This window comes from Algoriphagus sp. AK58, from assembly GCF_014324365.1.
Classification (GTDB): Bacteria; Bacteroidota; Bacteroidia; order Cytophagales; family Cyclobacteriaceae; genus Algoriphagus.
The window spans coordinates 1-18456 of record NZ_QEIG01000009.1 but is presented as its reverse complement, the minus strand read 5'-3'; the positions used below and the strand labels follow the sequence as shown (position 1 = coordinate 18456).

The following is an 18456-nucleotide window of genomic DNA, read 5'->3' as shown; positions in this document are numbered from 1 at the left end:
ATTAAAACTGGGAAGGTAAAACGATATTAATCTCCGAAGGTAATTCCAAGGCCGCGTGCGGCTTTGACTAGAGTTCCCTGGGGATCTACAAAGTTGTAAGCACTGATGGCTTCTTTGATCGGCACAGAGGTATAATCGTTATTTTTCAAGATCACTAAACGGCCAAATCTTCCCTCCAACACTAATTCCATCGCTTTTACTCCAAAGACGGATGCGATCACCCTGTCAAATGCAATCGGTGTACCGCCACGCTGAGTATGTCCCAAGACCGTTTCACGAATATCTGCCTCTATCCCCGCATCTTTCAGCTGTTGACTCAATGTAAAACAGACGCCTCCCAATCGGACGGCATGTCTTCCAAGCTCCCCCTTGGTAGCTGTGACAGTTCCCTCTTTGACAAAGGCTCCTTCCGCAATCACGATATTGACAAACCCTCTTCCTTCATTGTATCTTTTTTTGATTCGATCTACCAAAACATTCAAGTCATATGGAATCTCGGGTATAAGGCATATTTCAGCACCTCCGGATATAGCAGTATACAAGGCAATCCACCCGGCATTTCTTCCCATCACTTCCATGATCATGACCCTGTGATGGCTGGCAGCAGTAGTCACCAAGCGATCAAATGAATCGGTTGCTGTCTGAACAGCGGTTTGAAAACCAAACGTAAAATCAGTAGAAGACAGGTCATTATCGATGGTTTTAGGGACTCCAATTACCGGCATCCCTGCCTCAAACATGGCCTGAGAAATGGCCTGAGAACCATCCCCACCAATGTTGATCACCGCATCAAACCCTTTAGACTTTAACCGGTCAACAAGCCATGGAATCCGATTGACCGTTTTCACGGTTCCATCGGATTGAACCTCGGGAAAATTCATGGGGTTTCCTTTATTGGTGGTACCAAGGATAGTCCCTCCTTGAACATGAATCCCGGCAACTGTTTTTTCATCCAGCTTAATCAGGCGGGTAGGTTCTTCCATCAATCCATTTAAGGCTTCAAAACTCCCCCAAACTTCCCAATCCTTCTCTTGGGCGGCTCTTTTCACAATTCCTCGGATCACTGCATTCAAGCCCGGGCAATCTCCGCCTCCGGTAGCAACAAGTAGTTTTTTCATAGTCAGTAACTTGATGAATAAAAGTAGATAAAGCTAAGCTTTTATTCATTTTGATCCAGCCGTATAAAAATTCAACCGTGATTTTACTTAACTTATTTATCCAAAAGAGGCGAAATCAAAAGTCTCCTCCCACTACAGCCCAGTCCAAACCTCCACCAGCAAATAAACTACGTCATGTTGAAAAATGAAGAAGAAACCCTGTCCGAGCTCAAAACTTTAAGTAAAAAAGAGCTGATCAAGAGAGCAAAAAAGTTTGCCAAACGCTACTGTGTGGGGGATGGAAAAAAATTCAAATTGAAGGATTATCCCACCGAGCCAAAAATGAATCTGGGACCGGAAGACAAGCCCTTGGTCAAGGAAGCCCTCGAAATCGGTGTGGAAGCTTTGGCCGCCTTGCAAGACATTCTCTATGCTCAGGACAGGTGGTCTTTATTGGTCATATTCCAAGCGATGGACGCTGCAGGAAAAGACGGGGCCATCAAGCACGTGATGTCCGGAGTCAATCCTCAAGGTTGTCAGGTTTCCTCCTTTAAAGGACCAAGCGCCGAAGAACTGGATCATGATTACCTCTGGAGGTGTAAGAAGAATCTACCGGAACGCGGAAGAATCGGGATTTTCAACCGCTCTTATTACGAGGAGGTCCTTGTGGTAAGAGTTCATGAGCAAATCCTTAAAAGCCAAAAACTCCCTGAAAAACTGATCACGAAAGATATTTGGGAAGAGAGATTTAAAGACATTAAGAATTTTGAAAAGTATCTCAACCGAAATGGTACTGTAGTGATCAAAATATTCCTTAACGTCTCTAAGGATGAACAAAAGAAACGATTTATCGAGCGAGTGGATGATCCCTCAAAAAACTGGAAGTTCAGCGCTGCCGATGCCCGGGAACGCAACTATTGGGACCAATACATGGAAGCTTATGAAGATATGATTAAAAATACCTCCACAGAGGAATCTCCATGGTATGTCATTCCAGCAGACAATAAGTCCTACGCAAGAATAGCCGTAGCCTCAGCGATCATCAGCGCACTTGATCAAATGGATCTGGAATACCCCAAAGTCAGCAAAGAAAAACTGGCAGAGCTCCAGGAGGTAAAAAGAGCACTTTTGGAAGAAAAATAACACGTATTGCCAGAATATGAGCAATCTCTCGGGACAGTCCTCTAGTCGCTTTTCCTTCCTAAATTAATTTAATGAAAATCAGCTAGCTACATAATTTCATTAAGCAAAAACATTTCTCAAGTAAGATTTATCTATGCTGAAAACAACTCCAAGGTTCATGAAAACACGAATCCTATTCATAATCATGAGTTTTATTCTGGTTAGTCCCGTTATGAGCCAAGAAAAAGCCCTAAGCAACCAAAATGAGAACTTGCTGGAGCTCAGCAAAAAACAAAAGAGAACCGGCTTTATTTTATTAGGCGCTGGAATCGGAGGTGCAGTCGTGGGTGGCGCCTTGTTTGCAAGTAATTTCTGCCTGTTTGGCGGTTGCAGTTCCCAACAAAACGCATTGGCTGGAACCGGTGGAATTTTACTAATTCTCGGCGTAGGCTCTGCCATTGCCAGTGTTCCCGTTCTTATCAATGCGGGTAAAACCTCCAAACGGGCTATGGTAGTGAGTGCGAATTCCACCCCCATCTATCTCCTTCCTGACTCTCATAATGGTCCAAAGGCCTATCCAGGTATTCAGCTTTCTATTCCGATAACTGTAAGAAAATAATACAGAGCTACAACTGGAGAAGCTTGCCCAATAGGATAAAAATCGTCTAGGTATTGACTTTTAAAAAATCTGTGAAAACTTTTAAATTTTCAAAAAAAGCCCTTCTGATTTTGATCAGAAGGGCTTTTGCTTAGATGTCAAACTTGATTCCTTGTGCCAAAGGTAAGGCAGTAGAGTAATTGATCGTATTGGTCTGTCTTCGCATATAGGCTTTCCAGGCATCGGAACCTGATTCACGACCTCCTCCTGTCTCTTTTTCCCCTCCAAAAGCCCCTCCGATTTCTGCACCGGAGGTTCCGATATTCACATTGGCGATGCCACAATCCGAGCCGGCGGCCGACAGGAACGCTTCAGCTTCACGCATGTTGGTGGTCATAATAGCTGAAGAAAGGCCCTGAGGCACGCCATTCTGTAAGGCAATAGCCTCTGCCAAAGTCTTATACCTGATCAAGTAAAGTATAGGTGCAAAAGTCTCGTGCTGAACGATTTCAAAGTGATTTTCCGCCTCATAAATCGCCGGCTTCACATAGCATCCCGATTCAAAATCCTGTCCAGAAAGAACGCCTCCTTCGACTACCGGTTTTCCGCCCTCAGCTTTTACCCTTTCGATTGCGGAGAGGTAATTTTTAACAGCATCTTGATCAATGAGCGGACCTACGTGATTCTTTTCATCCAATGGATTTCCTATGACGAGCTTAGAATAGGCGGCAGCCAGTCTGCTTTTCACTTCCTCGTAGACTTTGTCCTGAATAATCAGTCGTCGGGTAGTGGTACAACGTTGACCAGCTGTGCCCACCGCACCAAAAAGGGCACCACGAATAGCCATATCCAAGTCGGCATTTTCGGTAATGATAATGGCATTGTTACCTCCAAGCTCCAAAAGAGACCTTCCCAACCTCTCCCCAACTGCCTTTCCTACCAATTTTCCCATGCGGGTAGAACCTGTAGCCGAAACCAACGGCACACGGGAATCATGCGAAATCAATTCACCGATTTTGTAATCACCTATGATCAGATTGGAAATTCCCTCAGGCAATCCGTGCTTGGCAAAAATTTTTCCGACAATCTGCTGACAAGCAATGGCCGAAAGAGGTGCCTTTTCGGAAGGTTTCCAAATACACACATCGCCACAAACCCAAGCCAAGGCTGCATTCCAAGACCAAACAGCCACCGGAAAATTGAATGCGGAAATAATTCCGACGATCCCAAGCGGATGCCATTGCTCGTACATCCGATGACCTGGACGCTCGGAATGCATCGTCAACCCATACAATTGACGGGATAGCCCAACTGCAAAATCACAGATATCAATCATTTCCTGGACTTCCCCAAGTCCTTCCTGATAGGATTTACCCATTTCATAAGAAACTAGCTTGCCCAGATCTGCCTTCACTTCACGGAGTGCATTTCCGATTTCCCGCACAATTTCCCCTCGCTGAGGCGCAGGGACTAGCCTCCATTTTTCGAATGCCACATACGCTTGGGAAATGATGGCCTCATAAGTTTCAGAACTTGCCAATTGGACTTTTGCAATGAGTTTCCCATCAACGGGAGAAAAAGAGGAAAGATAGGATTCACCGGAATCCAACCAATTAAGCCCGGTTGAGGAGCCAAGATTTTCGGATTTCACACCAATTTTTTGCAAGGATTCAAGGATGCCAAATGCGTCTGTCATGAGATTAGATGGGTTTCTGATGATCAAAGCTAAAAATAAAAAACAGACAGAGCCTATCCCTTTATCTTTTCCAATAGTCTGACCACATTGAATCTGGAGTAGGTATCTGCAAATTTCTTGGAAGGCGTAATTTTATAGACCACGTTGATTCTGTAATTTCCCGTATTGGCAGAAGGGGAAACATCCTGTTGATTGGCCAGGTTGAGTTGCTTGTATACGTAGCTGCCATTGATAGAAAACCTTTTTCCATTGTATCCGGCAAACCCTCTCAGAAAATACCCTGTCATTAAATTCACATTTAGGGTTTCTTTGTCCCGATCGGCTTTAGAAAAACCAAGTCCTAGATTTCCGGATGCTGCCCCGGTAAGAAAAAATCCCTTACCTATCACCAAAGTTCCTGCAATTCCAGCATTGGGTCCTACCTGATAGTAATCTGCCCGGGTATAATTTCCCGGGATGGGACCATTTTCCTGAGGTAAAATCAACTCATTCCCGCTGATCCTGACACGGTACGCCTCAAATCCCAACATGGGCGAAAACGCTGATTTCTTCTGAATGGCAGTTTGGTGAAAGGCAGCCTCAAAAGACATTTTCTCCCCGTTAAACAAATAGCTGGCACTTACTCCCAATTTGACAGTACGGATATCTCTGCGAAAGTAGTCTTCACCTGTTGCATAATAATCTTTGATGATATATCCGGTATAGAACTGCCCAAACAAATCAATAATCCAATTATTGGGATAGATGTGTGATTGAAGATCCAAAAACCTCGGCCAATCTTTCTGTCGTTCAGGATTCAAAAAAGAAAAAGGAACGGCAATGTTAAGAGTGAATTTTTGAAAGGTGAAACCTACCCCCATATTCAATCCACTGTTTGGTTCATATACCCCCAGTTGGTCACTGAAATTGAGCTCAGTGTACTTCCTGGAGAAATAATACCTTAAAATCATTTTATCAGGTACGTCCTCGATATAAGTGGAATCAATCCCCCGACTTTGAGCAAGCAGCAAAAAAGAAAATGAAATGAAAATTAAAAATGTAAGCAGTAAAGTCTTGAAGGCCATAGAGCAAATTTATCACTGAATATAAACAAAAAGGGCCTTGGCTCTCACCAAGACCCTTTCAAACTATCAAGTTCGAAAATTGGATTCACGAGAATCACATTTTTTGAAAAAGGCTACAGTAGAAAAGTTGTTAATCACCTTCATAAAATTACGACATGAGTTTAATTAATCAAATTTTTAATTGAATTTTTCCATCCCACTTTTTTAATATTTGTTTTTTGAAAGGAATCGCTGCGAGAAGAAGTAAAATTGCGCTTTTTCTTTTCCAGACAGTAAACTACCTCGACCACATTTTTTTTGGAAGAACCTAAAAACATCCTTTTGTTGACTTGGAATGATTTACTTTTGAAGATTAAAAAGTTGTGATAACCTCTCTAAGCCATCGCTTTTTCTACTATGAGCCACCGGTCCAATTCCCTGATATCACTGAAAAGAGTCCTTCAAAGCCGTTGGAAATCGGTTCGTTTTAACCTCAGCGCCAACAACAACCCCCTTTTCATCGGATTTTACCGACACTTTTACAAGCCAAAGGCAGGGTCTCTGAGTGAATTTTTGAGTGAGTATTCCCTGTCCAAAAAAGGAAATTTCACCGTCATCCAAATTGGTGCAAATGACGGAATCACCCATGATCCCATCCACAAATTCATCAAGAGAGACGACTGGAATGGGGTGCTTTTGGAACCTCAACCGGATGTTTTCCATCAGTATTTGAAAAAAATCTACGCGAAAAACAAGGGAATTCACCCCGTTTGCGCAGCTATTGGAGAAAAAGACGGAACACTTCCGATTTACAAAATCGGCTTTTCGACCATGAGATGGGCAACAGGTCTTGCTTCTTTTTCCAAGGAAAAAATCGAGAAAGCTTTTGAAGATGGTATTGTAGCCTCAAACTGCAAGCGGTTTGGAATAGAAATCCCAAAGGATAGAAACCAGTGGATCTCCGAAGAACAGGTCAAAGTCATATCTCCTGCTACTTTGATGTCTTCCTACCACATCCAAAAAATAGATCTGCTTCAAATCGATGCCGAAGGATATGACTTGGAGGTAATTCGGATTTTCGACATTGCCAAAACCCAACCCCAAGCCATTGTTTTTGAGAATGTGGGCTTGAATGCTGCCGACTACCAATCCTGCCTTTCCCTATTGGAAACCCAAGGATACAAGACCAGAAAATTCGGTCCCAATACCTTAGCGCTAAAGACTCCACTCGGGAAGTTTGATTCCTTTTTCCAAGCATGATCCGTCCACTCATCTCTGTCGTCATCCCTTGCTACAATCAGGGAAAATACCTCGAAGAGACGGTCAACTCTGTTTTATCCTCCACCTACCGACCCTTGGAGATCGTCTTGGTCAATGACGGCTCTACGGACAACTCACTGGAGATCGCAAAAAAGCTGGAAGCCCATCACCGGGAAATCCAAGTCATCGACCAAGCCAATGGAGGCGTAGCCAATGCCAGAAATAATGGGATCGCACATGCAAAAGGAAAATACATCTTGCCCCTCGACGGAGATGACCTCATCTCGGACAACTACATCCAGGAGGCAATTAAAATACTGGAAATCCAACCTGAAGTCAAGGTAGTCTATTGCCAAGCAGTCAAATTCAACGAGCAAACCCAAAAACAGTGGAAACTGAAGCCCTTCAGTCGGCATCAGTTGGCCAAAGACAACATGATCTTTGTGGCAGCGCTTTTCCGAAAATCCGATTGGGAAAAAGTGGAAGGATTCTCAGAGGACATGAAAATGGGGAGAGAAGATTGGGAGTTTTGGATCAAAATGCTCAAAAATGGGGGTGAGGTGATTCAGCTGCCCTTTGTCGGTTTCTTCTATCGACTCACTCCCACAAGCAAGCGAAAAAATACAGGCACCAACCAGAAAAAACGGGAGCGGATTGCCTATCTCAATGCCAAGCACCTAGATTTTTTCGAAAGAGAGTTGAATGGGCCACTTCGGTTTCAACGGACCTGGTCGAAGCCTTACAATACCTTGTTAAAAATGCTTGGGAAACTCTGATTAGATTTTATCCCAACCCTTCCAAAATTTCAGGAAGTAATATTTCAGGGGATTGGTGTATTTGAGCTGCTTCCATGGCCGACTCGCATGCGGACGATGCCAAACGGGGGCATTCATCAACACGGTGTTTTGGAATCCCAATTCAATGGCTTTTTTGGAGATAAAGGTATCGTACCAGTCCTTGGCCTCATCCAGTCCGGTAAAATCATAGCTTTTCAAAAAATCAGGCGAAAACAGCGTACAGCAAAAGCTTAGGCTTCGGTTGGTGTCGATCATCGGCTCTTTTACTCCCTTAAACTTGAGGTAGGGAAAATTGACTACCCCCTTTTCATCTACCGTCACAGAGCCGATCAAACCTGGTTTGGATTGCTTTTTAAGCGTTTCTAGCAGCTTTTCGATGGTATCCGGCTTCACTACCACATCAGACTCGATAACCAATAGAGGCAGATTTTCCTGAATCGCCCGCTTTTGTGAAAGCTGAAGCACCAATTTGTAATTAGGAGAAGGATGATCCGTAAGATCCTCAATATGAATCAATTCGTAGCCGATTTCTGCTTTTTTCTCCTCCAAAATCGCTTTGGTCTCCTCCGAACTGAAGTCATTGAATATGACATGATGAGCCTTGACCGTAGAAGATGCAATTGCCTTGGCCGTGTCGAGGGTAGTTTCGATGGAGTTTTTTACAGGAGTGATGACGAGTACTTCGGCCATGAGAAAAGATTTGATCAAAATTAGGGCTTTCTTCCAAGGCAAAAAAATTGCCCCGATTTTCACCGGGGCAATTTGAATAGGATTTTCAACCGTATTAAGCCAGATCGCCTAGCGCTTTTTTGATTCGCTTCATAGCTTCAATCAATTCAGCTTCGGAAGCCGCATAAGAAATACGCACGCAATTTGGTGCTCCAAATGCAGAACCAGTCACCAAAGACACGTTTGCCACGGCCAAGAGGTAAAGACAAAGATCATCGGCATTGGCCACGCTGTGTCCATGGGCAGATTTTCCGAAGAATGCCGTCACATCAGGGAAGAAATAGAAGGCACCCTCAGGCACGTGAGTTTTGATGCCAGGAATATCTCTCAAAAGTCCCAAAACCAAGTCTCTACGCTTCAAATATTCTGTAGCCATATCTTTGGAAGGGGTCTGATCGCCCGCTATACCAGCCAGCGCTGCACGCTGTGCAATGCCGGTCAATCCGGAAGTAAACTGCCCCTGCATTTTTTCTACGGCTTTGGCGATTTCCAAAGGAGCACAGATATAGCCCACTCTCCAGCCGGTCATGGCATAACCTTTTGAGAAACCATTGACGGTTACGGTGCGCTCAAACATTCCGGGAAGAGAAGCAATGCTGAAGTTTTTCCCGGTAAAATTGATTAACTCATAGATTTCATCGGCAATCACCACCATGTTGGGATGCTTCATCACCACGCCAGCGATCGCTTCTAGTTCCTGCTGAGAGAAGACAGAACCGGTAGGATTACAAGGGGAAGAATAAATCACCGCCTTAGTTTTTGGGGTAATTGCCGCTTCCAACTGAGCTGCAGTCGCTTTGAAGTTGTTTTCCAGGGTACCCTCGATCAAGACAGGCACACCTCCGCACAACTTGATAATCTCGGCATAGCTCACCCAATATGGAGAAAAAATCACCACTTCATCCCCTTCGTTGATGATACACATAAAGGTATTGGCGATGGAATGCTTGGCACCAACGGACACCACGATGTGCTCAGCCTTAGCCTGAGCGATATTATTCTCTTCTCTCAGTTTTTTGGCAATCGCCTCGCGAAGGTCCTGATAGCCCGCCACCGGTGGGTAAGCAAAATATTTTCCTTCATCGATCGCATCTTTAGCAGCCTGCTGGATGTGCTTCGGAGTCTTGAAATCCGGCTCTCCCAAACTAAGACTGATGATGTCAATACCCTGAGCCTTGAGCTCTCTCGCTTTTTTTGCCATTGCGAGGGTAGCCGACTCTTCCATATTCAGGATGCGATCTGATAGAATAGAATTCATTTTTTGATTGATTTTTTTACAAATTCCTCAAAAATAGCCAGAAGATTATAAATTCTAAACAATCCCGTGGAATTGATGGCGAAATGTTATTTTTGAATAAAATAGTTGGCGATTTTAGCCGTTCCTTCATCGATCATGAAGCACCTTTCTGTTTTTCTCCTTCTTTTGTTTTCGTGGGGTAAAGTCGCTGTTGCCCAAAAAACTTCCCCTGAGAAAAAAACTGACGCAGATTCATCAGGCGTGGTCAATTCTGTTCTCCTCCCTACCGTGGCCCCACTTTTACTTTTTGATGAGGAGAAAGAAAAAGAGGCCAAAAAAGAAAAAAAGAAAAAGGCACGAAAAAACATTTGGTTTGGAATCAAAACCCAAAAAGGATATACCAGGAGAGAAATACGGGGCCAATCCTACTATGAATACTTTAACTATACCGATGCAGAAAGGAATCCGGACCCCTATATTCGAGATGTATATTGGTTTGATCCCAAAGAACGAAGCATTAAAACAGAAGGGTTTGCCAAAGAAAATGGATATCTCTTACACGGCCCATATGAGAGAGTGATCAACGAAACTGTGGTAGAAAGCGGGATGTTCTACTACGGCACAAAGCATAAAACATGGATGCTTTTTGATGACAAAAGCGTACTCCAAGACAAAAATCACTTTAACCAAGGCTGGCCTAAAGAATCCAAAATCAGCTATTTCAACGAAACCTCGAAGTCAATAGAAAAGATCATACCTATCCAATACGGGCTGGAAGAAGGGAATTACTTTCATTTTTATGAAAACCAGCAGATCGCTGTCACAGGGGAATACAAATATGGGGAAAAGGTAGGCCTATGGACCGAATATTGGGACACCAAAAACACCAAGGCTATCCGAAAAAGGGAAATTCAATACCAAGAAGATCCCTATACAAAAAATTTCCGCCCGTATATTCGGGCGGAATGGGATAAGGACGGAAATCTTATCTACAGAAAAGATAATTGATTATTTAGCTCTGTATTTGAATTGCTGACCACCAACAGAGGCTTCATACATTAATCCTCCTTTGGTTCTGGTAAACACCGCCACACCATCCACGTATTTTGCATTGGCAGAAGCCCCTGCCGCTGCTGCAACAGCAGATACTTGTGCGGACATTTCCACCTTATTGGCAATTAGGCGAGCAAACGCATCTTGGTTTTCAAAGAAAACAACCTCACTGTAAGCTTGTCCTCCTGCCTGAAAACCAATAGTGACTTGGGTCATTTTGGCAAAGCCTACCAGCTGGCCATTCTGGTAAACGGCTCCATTACCAGAGGCTCCGCCCACACCAAGACCACCCTTGCCTACATTAGGCAAAATCACATAACCATGGGAAGATTCGAAAAACTTACTCATGCTGGGATCATCTTTTAAAAATGCAGCCTTAGCTGATTCCGAATCTTTGATGATTTTTTCATCTTTCTCTTCCTTCTGAGCAAAAACTACCAACGCCAGCAAGGAAAACGCTAAACTCAACAATAGTTTCTTCATAATATTTGAGGGTTAATAAAACGCATCTTCAAATTGTCGGAATCTGATCGTCCCAGCCCGATCTTTATATACTCCCACGATGTCAAAACGAATATCCTTTTTCCAGTCGCTTTCATAAATATACTGATCTGCAGCCTTTACTAATAATTTTTTCTTGACCGAATCGACAAATTCTTCTGCATAACCAAACCCAGTTCCTGACCGGAATTTGACCTCCACAAAAATCAGAAGTCCTCTATACTTCATAATCAAATCAATCTCGGCATAGCCATGCCGGTAGTTGGTTTCCACCAATTCATAGCCTTTGCTCACCAGCCAATCGGCAGCAAGCTGCTCGGCGAGTCTTCCGGTGTCGTTATGTTCTGCCATGGGATTTATTGGTTAATTTTGAAAAATCGAAGAACGATACAGCAAGAAGGGCTGTTGAAAAAGAATTCCAGAAGGAAGCCCCATGAACGAAAATATCAATAAAACGGTAGAATTCCGAGACTTAGGCCGCATGGACTATCAGGAGGCTTGGGATTATCAGGAGAAAATTTTCGCCGAGATCGTTGCCCAAAAGATCAAGAACCGAAATCTACCTCCCGAGCAGCAAGAGATTACGCCCAACTACCTGCTGTTTGTGGAACATCCCCATGTGTACACCTTGGGAAAAAGCGGAAAGCCCGAAAATTTACTACTGGATGAACAAGGCTTGGAAAACCACAACGCATCCTACTATAAAATCAATCGGGGCGGAGATATCACCTACCACGGGCCGGGCCAATTGGTCGGCTATCCGATCTTGGACTTGGATAATTTCTTCACTGACATACACAAGTACCTCCGACTATTGGAGGAGGCTATCATTTTGACATTGGCAGATTATGGAATTGAGGCAGGAAGAATCGACGGACTTACCGGAGTATGGCTGGATCATGTAGCGCAAAAAAATCCACGGAAAATCTGTGCCATGGGCGTCAAGTCCAGCCGCTGGGTGACTATGCATGGCTTTGCGTTTAATCTCAATGCAGATCTCTCCTACTTTGGACATATCATCCCCTGCGGCATTGATGACAAGGCCGTGACCTCTCTTCATCTGGAACTGGGAAGACCGGTAGATGAAGCCGAAGCCAAAAACAAGGTCAAAAAGCACTTGGTTGACCTCTTTGAAATGAATCTGATTGAAGCGAAATAGTCTAGATAATAAATCCCTTCAAATTCTGGTCTTTAGGGCTGAGATCCATGTCAAGGCGACTCCCCCTTTTCAAGGAGGCTGGGGGATTTAAGAAGTTTAATTCAAGAAATAATTAGCTCCTAAATATTCAAATAGGAAAATGAAAAAAGACATCGACTTCTCTCCCGTAACCGGAGTAAAACTAGCCATCGCCAAAGAAGAAAAACCCACCGGCACCGAATGGGCCGTCTATATCATCAACCTCAATCTCATCGAATTGAGTACCGTGATGATCACCTCCAAAGGCTATGGGATTTTGGACGGGGAAAAAAGACAAACCTCCACCCTACGGCATATGATCGAGGAGCTTGGATCCGAGTCCGTTGCCAAAGTGGAACCCATCGATCCGGCGGTCTTTGCCTTAACGAATGAATTCTGGGTCAGCTATTACATTCTGGATCAGATTTTTGACAAAAAGTTTATCTTTACTCCTGGCAGTTTTGATCCTGTCAACCTCCGGATGATCCCGGAATTGGGATTGGAGGGTATCCTTCATAGCTAACCATTTCTCAACATGGCAGATTTTTTAGACCACCTGAGCGACATTCTTTTTTTGGACATTGAGACTGCTTCGCAAACCGAACACTTCGAGGACCTCGATCCACGACTTAAGCCAGAATGGCTCAAGAAAGAAAAATTGATCCGAACCGAAAATCCCAATCCGGAGCCCGGTTCCCTGTATTTTGACCGAGCAGGAATCCATGCCGAATTTGGGCAGGTCATCTGTGTGGGTGTGGGCTTTTTTCAGACCAAAAAGAAAGAGAAAAAGCTCTATTTCCGATCCAAGGTTTTTGCTCATGAGGAAGAAAGGGAACTTTTACTGGAGTTTAAAGCCTTGTTAGATAAGAAAAAATGGATCCTCTGCGCGCACAACGGCAAGGAATTTGACTTTCCCTACCTCTGCCGACGCATGCTGATCAACGGAATTGCCCTTCCCGAACCGCTTCACATCGCCGGCAAAAAGCCTTGGGAAGTGAGGCATTTGGACACGATGGAGCTTTGGCGATTTGGTGACTACAAATATTACACGCGATTGGAACTCTTGGCGGGTGTTTTTGGAATTCCCACCTCCAAGGAATCCATCGACGGCAGCGAGGTCAATAGTACTTTTTACAAAGAAAAAGACCTCGAAAAAATCAAAAAATACTGCCAACGCGATGTGGAAGTGACCGCAAGAATCTATATGGCCATGCACCCTCAACTCGACGAATTGGAAATCGAGATTGTGCCTGCAGAAGATTCAAAAAAAGATCACAAGGATTGATGCCCTCGGGCATGCAATTCTTTTTACCTTAAGAAAAAATACACCCCTCATGGGAAGAAAATCAGACAGAAAACATTCAAAAAGAAATAAAGGGGGCTATTCCGGTGGAAATGATTCCGCTTCACTGGCCCGAAGAATCCTTCAATTTTTAGATTCCAATTATGGTCAGGAATACAACGCCAAGCAAATCATCAAGCAACTCGATATCCGGGATGCACTCAACAAAGGCGGGGTCGAACCGGTGCTTTACCAACTGGTAGATGCCGGAAAAGTCTCCCGAAATGCAAGAAATTACTTCTCCTCTACCAAAGATCCGGACTTCATCACCGGCACAGTGGATTTTGTAAATCCACGCTTTGCCTTCATTGTCCCAGATGACAAGGAAGCCGTAGATGGAGATATTTTGATCAAAGAGGCCGACCTCAAGCAGGCCCTCGATGGAGACAAAGTCCGTGTGATGGTATTTCCTGTAAAAGGAAAAACCGGTCGTACCGAAGGCCGCGTGCTCGAGATCTTGGAGCGCAGCCGTGATGAATTTGTGGGCAGAGTGGAAATCTCCCCTCGCTTCGCGTTCGTGGTGCCCGATTTCAAAAAGATGCACAAAGACATCTTTGTCCACCGCGGCGACTTGATGGGGGCCGAACACAACGAAAAAGTCATCGTCAAACTGACCGAATGGAGAGAGGATGACAAAAACCCTACGGGAAAAGTCATTCGTGTACTCGGCAAGGCCGGTTTGCACGAAGTCGAAATCCACTCCATCATGGCAGAGTTTGGATTGCCTTTTGAATATCCCAAAGAAGCCGACGAAGAAGCGAATGCGATTCCCGAAAAGATCACAGCCAAGGAAATCAAAGCCCGAAAAGACTTTCGCGACGTACTCACTTTCACGATTGACCCGGTCGATGCCAAGGACTTTGACGATGCTATTTCCTATCGGGAACTGGAAAATGGCAACCTGGAAATCGGCGTGCACATCGCCGATGTGACGCACTACGTGAAGCCAAAAACGGCTTTGGAAAAAGAAGCCTTTAACCGTGCAACTTCTGTTTATCTCGTGGACCGCACTATCCCTATGCTTCCCGAACGACTCAGCAACGGACTCTGCTCACTTCGTCCCAACGAGGACAAGTTGACTTTTGCCTGCGTGTTTGAGATGGACCGAAATGCCAAAGTGATCAATCACTGGATCGGCCGGACTATCATTCACTCCAACCGACGCTACGCATACGAAGAAGCACAGGAATGCATCGATACCCAATCGGGAGATTATTTCCAGGAGTTGACTTTGCTCAATGAGCTGGCTAAAAAGATCCGAAAGCAACGATTTGACAAAGGGGCGGTCAACTTTGAGACCGTCGAGGTGAAGTTTAAGTTGGATGAAAAAGGAACACCACTTGGACTTTTTGTCAAAGAGCGGAAAGACATCCACAAGCTCATCGAGGAGTTTATGCTTTTGGCTAATAAGTATGTAGCTGAATTCATTTTCCGAAAAAATCAAGGTGCAGACACTTTTGTCTACCGAACCCACGACAGCCCGGATTTGGACCGTTTGGAGACCTTTTCAGGTTTTGCGAAGCGGTTTGGCCATCAGATGGACGTGACCAACGTGCAGAAAATCTCTGCCGCACTCAATAAGCTGATGGATGAGATTCAGGGCAAACCCGAGCAAAATGTTCTCGAGCAACTCGCCATCCGAAGCATGGCCAAAGCCAAGTACACTACCGAGCCCAAAGGTCACTTTGGTTTGGCTTTTCCACACTATACCCACTTCACCTCTCCCATCCGCCGATACCCGGATATGATGGTGCATCGACTCCTGGAGCATTACCTGGAGGGAGGCAAATCTCCTGAGGCGGAATCCTGGGAGCAGAAATGTGTGCATTCCTCCGAGCGGGAAAAGCGTGCCGCAGATGCAGAGCGAGCCTCCATCAAATACAAGCAGGTCGAGTACATGTCCCTTGCCGAGCAGAAGGATTACGAGGGCATCGTCAGCGGCGTGACCGAGTGGGGAGTTTTTGTCGAGATCACTGAAACCAAGTGCGAAGGCATGATTCGAGTTCAGGATATGGATGACGATTACTATGAATTTGACGAAAGAAACATGCGTCTGATTGGGACGAGAAGTAAAAAAATGATCACTTTGGGTGACAAAGTAATGGTCAGAGTAGTTAACACCGATATCGACCGTCGAACCATCGATTTGGAATTTGCAGAAAATGACAGAAAAAAGTCTCGCCCACGCGCTTTTAACTAAGCTGGAACAACACATCACCAACCACTCTTTCGGAGAATCACCCACCGAACTTTACGAACCGATCACCTATATCATGAGCCTGGGAGGCAAGCGGATCCGTCCGCTGCTTTCGCTTTTGGCGTATGGGATTTATGGAAAAAATCCGGAGGAAATCCTCTCTCAGGCAGCGGCAGTGGAGGTCTTTCACAACTTCACCCTGATGCATGACGACATCATGGACAATGCTCCGCTGCGAAGAGGAAAAGCCACAGTTCATGAAAAGTGGAATGCCAACATCGCCATTCTCTCTGGAGATGTGATGCTCGTGAGGGCCTATGATTTGCTGTTGGGTACAGATCCAAAACTGCTTCCGGAAGTCATTCGCCTGTTCAATAAAACGGCAGCCGAAGTCTGCGAAGGACAACAGTTTGACATGAACTTTGAAGCCTACGAAACCGTCCACGAGGCCGATTATATCAACATGATCCGACTAAAGACTGCCGTGCTGTTGGGTTTTGCACTTCAACTTGGAGCTATTTTGGCGGGAGCGGAAAAAGAAGATGCGCAAAAGCTCTATGAGTTTGGGGTGAATATCGGCGTAGGGTTTCAGCTGAAAGACGACCTCCTCGATGTCTATGCCGATCAGGCCAAATTTGGCAAGCAGGTAGGAGGAGATATCATTTCAAATAAGAAGACCTTCCTTTTGATCAAAGCTTTGGAACTCGCCCAAGGGGAAGATTTGGAGGCTTTGAATCATTGGTTATCCTTGAAGGAATTTGACAAAGTCGAAAAGGTAAATGCCGTAAAGGCAATCTATGAAAAACTAGGCATCCGTAGCCTGACCGAAGCCAAGATGCAATCCTACTTTGATGCGGGCTTCAGCCAATTTGAAGGCCTGCACTTCCAAAATGAGGAATACTATCAGGCCCTGTACGCCATCACCCAAGACCTGATTCACCGGGAGAAATAAGCCATGGAATTGACTTTGACCACCGCGATCATTGGGATCACGGCGATTACCAGCATACTCGGATTCAACCGGCCTGATCTACTTGAGCGGTGGATGTTTATACCCTACCGGATCAAACACCGCAACCAATGGGATCGGTTTGTCCTTTCGGGATTTATTCACAAGGACTACATCCACCTGCTCTTCAACATGTTTACCTTCTACTTCTTCGGAGGTGTGGTGGAGCTATTTTTGCGCTATCAGTTTGGGAAAGGCATGGGTGGATTCCTGTTTGTGGCCTTTTACCTCTTAGGAATTATCATCTCCGACATTCCAACTTACGTGAAAAATCAAGGGAATGGGTACTACCGTGCATTAGGGGCATCAGGAGGGACAGCCGCAACGGTATTTGCCAGTATCGTGATCATGCCTTTATCGGACATTTGTTTGTTTGGAATTATCTGCTTGCCAGGGTTTATCCTCGGGGGCATATTTTTAATCTATTCCTATGTCAAGGGCAAGCAGGACAGTGACGGCATCAACCACGACGCCCACCTGTACGGAGCGATTTTTGGAATTGCATTTATTCTGATTCTATCACCCTCGAGTGCGGGGATGTTTTTGGAGCAGATTAAGGGGTTTAGGTTGTTTTAAAAACAAAGACCTGGCAGGTGGGGTGTAAAATATTTGATTTAAAATTCAATATTTTACACCCCATTTTATTATATTCCATTGTCTAAATTTATTGACCTATGGAAGATGACAGTACAAGTTGGAAAGAAAGAGCTATTTCAAGAAGACTGGAGAACAAAGAATTAAATAAGCGACGCAAGGAACTCATTAAGAGCAGAGATGGATGGAAAGAAAAGTACATGGTTCAAAAGGAAAAAGCGGACAAACTCGAGCATGATCTGGAGTTAATCAAAAAAAAACTGAACGAGATTCTGTCGTATTAAAGGTTAATCTGACACTATCCCGAAAAGTGTGTAAATAGATTTTAGGATTGGTTAGAGTTTTAGACGGTTTTCAAACATAATCATAAATTGGTTTAAGATCATGCCCCAGTCTCGGATGGGCATGGTCCATTTTTTTGTAGCCTCCATCACGGCCAAGAAGACCGATTTGAGCACAGCTTCATCGGTAGGGTAAGAAAGCTTGTTTTTGGTGTATTTTCTGATTTTTCCATTCAGGTTTTCGATGATGTTGGTCGTGTAGATGATCTTTCTGATCTCCAGAGGGAAGTCCAGAAAGGCGGTGAGTTCTTCCCAGTTTTCTCTCCAGCTTTTGATGGCATAGCCGTATTTCTGCCCCCACTTGCCTTCCAGCTGATCCAGAGCAAGCTGTGCTGCATCCCGGTTGGGGGCAGTGTAAATCCCCTTCATATCGGCAGTGAACGGCTTTCTGTCCTTCCAGACCACAAAGCGGCAGGCATTCCGGATCTGATGGACGATGCAGATCTGTTTGGTAGACAGCGGGAACACGCTTCGGATGGCCTCGGTGAAGCCTTTGAGATTGTCTGTAGCCGTGACCAGAATGTCCTCAACTCCTCTGGCTTTCAGGTCGGTCAGGACGCTTAGCCAAAAAGAGGCGGATTCGTTTTTGCCCAACCGGCGTCTCAGAACCTCTCTTTTGCCGTCTTTCTTCAGGCCGCCGCCCACGAAGATGGTCTTGTCGAT

General features: G+C 44.8%; 20 protein-coding genes. 12 read left to right on the top strand and 8 right to left on the bottom strand.

The features are described 5' to 3' along the window. Window positions 1-26: 26 nt before the first annotated feature. Window positions 27-1118 (bottom strand): 6-phosphofructokinase, encoded by a 1092-nt coding sequence (locus DDT91_RS10655; protein WP_187176173.1) that lies wholly within the window; start codon window positions 1116-1118, stop codon window positions 27-29. Between the two features lie 174 nt (window positions 1119-1292). Between DDT91_RS10655 and DDT91_RS10650 the strand changes: the two genes are divergently transcribed. Beyond that, window positions 1293-2240: a polyphosphate kinase 2 family protein gene (locus tag DDT91_RS10650; RefSeq protein WP_187176172.1), complete on the top strand. Its 948-nt coding sequence runs from the start codon at window positions 1293-1295 to the stop codon at window positions 2238-2240. A gap of 157 nt (window positions 2241-2397) precedes the next feature. Then, the gene (locus tag DDT91_RS10645; RefSeq protein ID WP_187176171.1) at window positions 2398-2838 is read left to right on the top strand and encodes a hypothetical protein; all 441 of its coding nucleotides are present in this window, start codon (window positions 2398-2400) and stop codon (window positions 2836-2838) included. 130 nt (window positions 2839-2968) lie between these two features. On the opposite strand, the gene DDT91_RS10640 is transcribed toward DDT91_RS10645, so the two are convergent. Together DDT91_RS10640 and DDT91_RS10635 are read right to left on the bottom strand one after the other, a co-directional pair. Further along, window positions 2969-4513, bottom strand: a complete 1545-nt coding sequence (locus DDT91_RS10640) for an aldehyde dehydrogenase family protein (protein WP_187176170.1) — start codon at window positions 4511-4513, stop codon at window positions 2969-2971. Window positions 4514-4566: 53 nt separating this feature from the next. Beyond that, window positions 4567-5577 carry a DUF4421 domain-containing protein gene (locus DDT91_RS10635; protein WP_187176169.1) on the bottom strand — a complete coding sequence of 337 codons (1011 nt, stop codon included), beginning with the start codon at window positions 5575-5577 and terminating at the stop codon, window positions 4567-4569. A gap of 396 nt (window positions 5578-5973) precedes the next feature. On the opposite strand from DDT91_RS10635, the gene DDT91_RS10630 reads away from it, so the two are divergent. Further along, window positions 5974-6816 carry an FkbM family methyltransferase gene (locus DDT91_RS10630; RefSeq protein ID WP_187176168.1) on the top strand — a complete coding sequence of 281 codons (843 nt, stop codon included), beginning with the start codon at window positions 5974-5976 and terminating at the stop codon, window positions 6814-6816. Then, window positions 6813-7592, top strand: a complete 780-nt coding sequence (locus tag DDT91_RS10625) for a glycosyltransferase (RefSeq protein ID WP_187176167.1) — start codon at window positions 6813-6815, stop codon at window positions 7590-7592. Before DDT91_RS10630 ends, DDT91_RS10625 begins: the two co-directional genes overlap by 4 nt. Here DDT91_RS10625 and DDT91_RS10620 read toward each other — a convergent pair whose 3' ends face one another. Next, on the bottom strand, window positions 7593-8303 hold the full coding sequence (locus DDT91_RS10620; protein ID WP_187176166.1) for a glycosyltransferase family A protein: 711 nt from the start codon (window positions 8301-8303) through the stop codon (window positions 7593-7595). Window positions 8304-8397: 94 nt separating this feature from the next. Next, window positions 8398-9600, bottom strand: coding sequence for a pyridoxal phosphate-dependent aminotransferase (locus DDT91_RS10615; RefSeq protein ID WP_187176165.1), 1203 nt, complete (start codon window positions 9598-9600; stop codon window positions 8398-8400). A gap of 135 nt (window positions 9601-9735) precedes the next feature. Here DDT91_RS10615 and DDT91_RS10610 point away from each other — a divergent pair, with 135 nt between their 5' ends. Continuing rightward, complete coding sequence (locus DDT91_RS10610) at window positions 9736-10587, top strand: hypothetical protein (RefSeq protein ID WP_187176164.1); 852 nt, start codon at window positions 9736-9738, stop codon at window positions 10585-10587. On the opposite strand, the gene DDT91_RS10605 is transcribed toward DDT91_RS10610, so the two are convergent. After that, window positions 10588-11115, bottom strand: a complete 528-nt coding sequence (locus DDT91_RS10605) for a YSC84-related protein (protein WP_187176163.1) — start codon at window positions 11113-11115, stop codon at window positions 10588-10590. It lies immediately after the preceding gene. A gap of 12 nt (window positions 11116-11127) precedes the next feature. Next, entirely contained in the window at window positions 11128-11484 is a 357-nt protein-coding gene (locus DDT91_RS10600; RefSeq protein WP_187176162.1) for a YraN family protein, read from the bottom strand. A gap of 82 nt (window positions 11485-11566) precedes the next feature. Here DDT91_RS10600 and lipB point away from each other — a divergent pair, with 82 nt between their 5' ends. The 7 genes from lipB (at window position 11567) to DDT91_RS10565 (ending at window position 17736) form a co-directional block, all read left to right on the top strand. Further along, window positions 11567-12292, top strand: coding sequence for a lipoyl(octanoyl) transferase LipB (lipB, locus tag DDT91_RS10595; protein ID WP_187176161.1), 726 nt, complete (start codon window positions 11567-11569; stop codon window positions 12290-12292). 139 nt (window positions 12293-12431) lie between these two features. Beyond that, window positions 12432-12833 (top strand): hypothetical protein, encoded by a 402-nt coding sequence (locus DDT91_RS10590; protein ID WP_187176160.1) that lies wholly within the window; start codon window positions 12432-12434, stop codon window positions 12831-12833. Between the two features lie 12 nt (window positions 12834-12845). Further along, entirely contained in the window at window positions 12846-13595 is a 750-nt protein-coding gene (locus DDT91_RS10585; protein ID WP_187176159.1) for a 3'-5' exonuclease, read from the top strand. Between the two features lie 49 nt (window positions 13596-13644). Further along, a complete protein-coding gene (gene rnr, locus DDT91_RS10580) occupies window positions 13645-15852 on the top strand; it encodes a ribonuclease R (RefSeq protein ID WP_187176158.1) in 2208 nt (735 codons plus the stop codon). Beyond that, on the top strand, window positions 15815-16801 hold the full coding sequence (locus DDT91_RS10575) for a polyprenyl synthetase family protein (RefSeq protein WP_187176157.1): 987 nt from the start codon (window positions 15815-15817) through the stop codon (window positions 16799-16801). The genes rnr and DDT91_RS10575 overlap by 38 nt, the downstream gene beginning before the upstream one ends. 3 nt (window positions 16802-16804) lie before the next feature. Further along, complete coding sequence (locus DDT91_RS10570; RefSeq protein ID WP_187176156.1) at window positions 16805-17434, top strand: rhomboid family intramembrane serine protease; 630 nt, start codon at window positions 16805-16807, stop codon at window positions 17432-17434. 98 nt (window positions 17435-17532) lie between these two features. Beyond that, a complete protein-coding gene (locus DDT91_RS10565) occupies window positions 17533-17736 on the top strand; it encodes a hypothetical protein (RefSeq protein ID WP_111395181.1) in 204 nt (67 codons plus the stop codon). Between the two features lie 51 nt (window positions 17737-17787). Here DDT91_RS10565 and DDT91_RS10560 read toward each other — a convergent pair. Next, a partial coding sequence (locus DDT91_RS10560; protein WP_187176155.1) for an IS256 family transposase occupies window positions 17788-18456 on the bottom strand: 669 nt, incomplete at its 5' end.

Bases quoted from the DNA above. Each gene is read 5' to 3' on its own strand.
- DDT91_RS10620 (WP_187176166.1), bottom strand. From the start codon at position 8,303: ATGGCCGAAGTACTCGTCATCACTCCTGTAAAAAACTCCATCGAAACT.
- DDT91_RS10570 (WP_187176156.1), top strand. From the start codon at position 16,805: ATGGAATTGACTTTGACCACCGCGATCATTGGGATCACGGCGATTACC.
- DDT91_RS10605 (WP_187176163.1), bottom strand. From the start codon at position 11,115: ATGAAGAAACTATTGTTGAGTTTAGCGTTTTCCTTGCTGGCGTTGGTA.
- DDT91_RS10600 (WP_187176162.1), bottom strand. From the start codon at position 11,484: ATGGCAGAACATAACGACACCGGAAGACTCGCCGAGCAGCTTGCTGCC.
- DDT91_RS10610 (WP_187176164.1), top strand. From the start codon at position 9,736: ATGAAGCACCTTTCTGTTTTTCTCCTTCTTTTGTTTTCGTGGGGTAAA.
- rnr (WP_187176158.1), top strand. From the start codon at position 13,645: ATGGGAAGAAAATCAGACAGAAAACATTCAAAAAGAAATAAAGGGGGC.
- DDT91_RS10645 (WP_187176171.1), top strand. From the start codon at position 2,398: ATGAAAACACGAATCCTATTCATAATCATGAGTTTTATTCTGGTTAGT.
- DDT91_RS10585 (WP_187176159.1), top strand. From the start codon at position 12,846: ATGGCAGATTTTTTAGACCACCTGAGCGACATTCTTTTTTTGGACATT.
- DDT91_RS10650 (WP_187176172.1), top strand. From the start codon at position 1,293: ATGTTGAAAAATGAAGAAGAAACCCTGTCCGAGCTCAAAACTTTAAGT.
- DDT91_RS10630 (WP_187176168.1), top strand. From the start codon at position 5,974: ATGAGCCACCGGTCCAATTCCCTGATATCACTGAAAAGAGTCCTTCAA.
- DDT91_RS10635 (WP_187176169.1), bottom strand. From the start codon at position 5,577: ATGGCCTTCAAGACTTTACTGCTTACATTTTTAATTTTCATTTCATTT.
- DDT91_RS10655 (WP_187176173.1), bottom strand. From the start codon at position 1,118: ATGAAAAAACTACTTGTTGCTACCGGAGGCGGAGATTGCCCGGGCTTG.
- DDT91_RS10575 (WP_187176157.1), top strand. From the start codon at position 15,815: ATGACAGAAAAAAGTCTCGCCCACGCGCTTTTAACTAAGCTGGAACAA.
- DDT91_RS10625 (WP_187176167.1), top strand. From the start codon at position 6,813: ATGATCCGTCCACTCATCTCTGTCGTCATCCCTTGCTACAATCAGGGA.
- DDT91_RS10590 (WP_187176160.1), top strand. From the start codon at position 12,432: ATGAAAAAAGACATCGACTTCTCTCCCGTAACCGGAGTAAAACTAGCC.
- lipB (WP_187176161.1), top strand. From the start codon at position 11,567: ATGAACGAAAATATCAATAAAACGGTAGAATTCCGAGACTTAGGCCGC.
- DDT91_RS10640 (WP_187176170.1), bottom strand. From the start codon at position 4,513: ATGACAGACGCATTTGGCATCCTTGAATCCTTGCAAAAAATTGGTGTG.
- DDT91_RS10615 (WP_187176165.1), bottom strand. From the start codon at position 9,600: ATGAATTCTATTCTATCAGATCGCATCCTGAATATGGAAGAGTCGGCT.
- DDT91_RS10565 (WP_111395181.1), top strand. From the start codon at position 17,533: ATGGAAGATGACAGTACAAGTTGGAAAGAAAGAGCTATTTCAAGAAGA.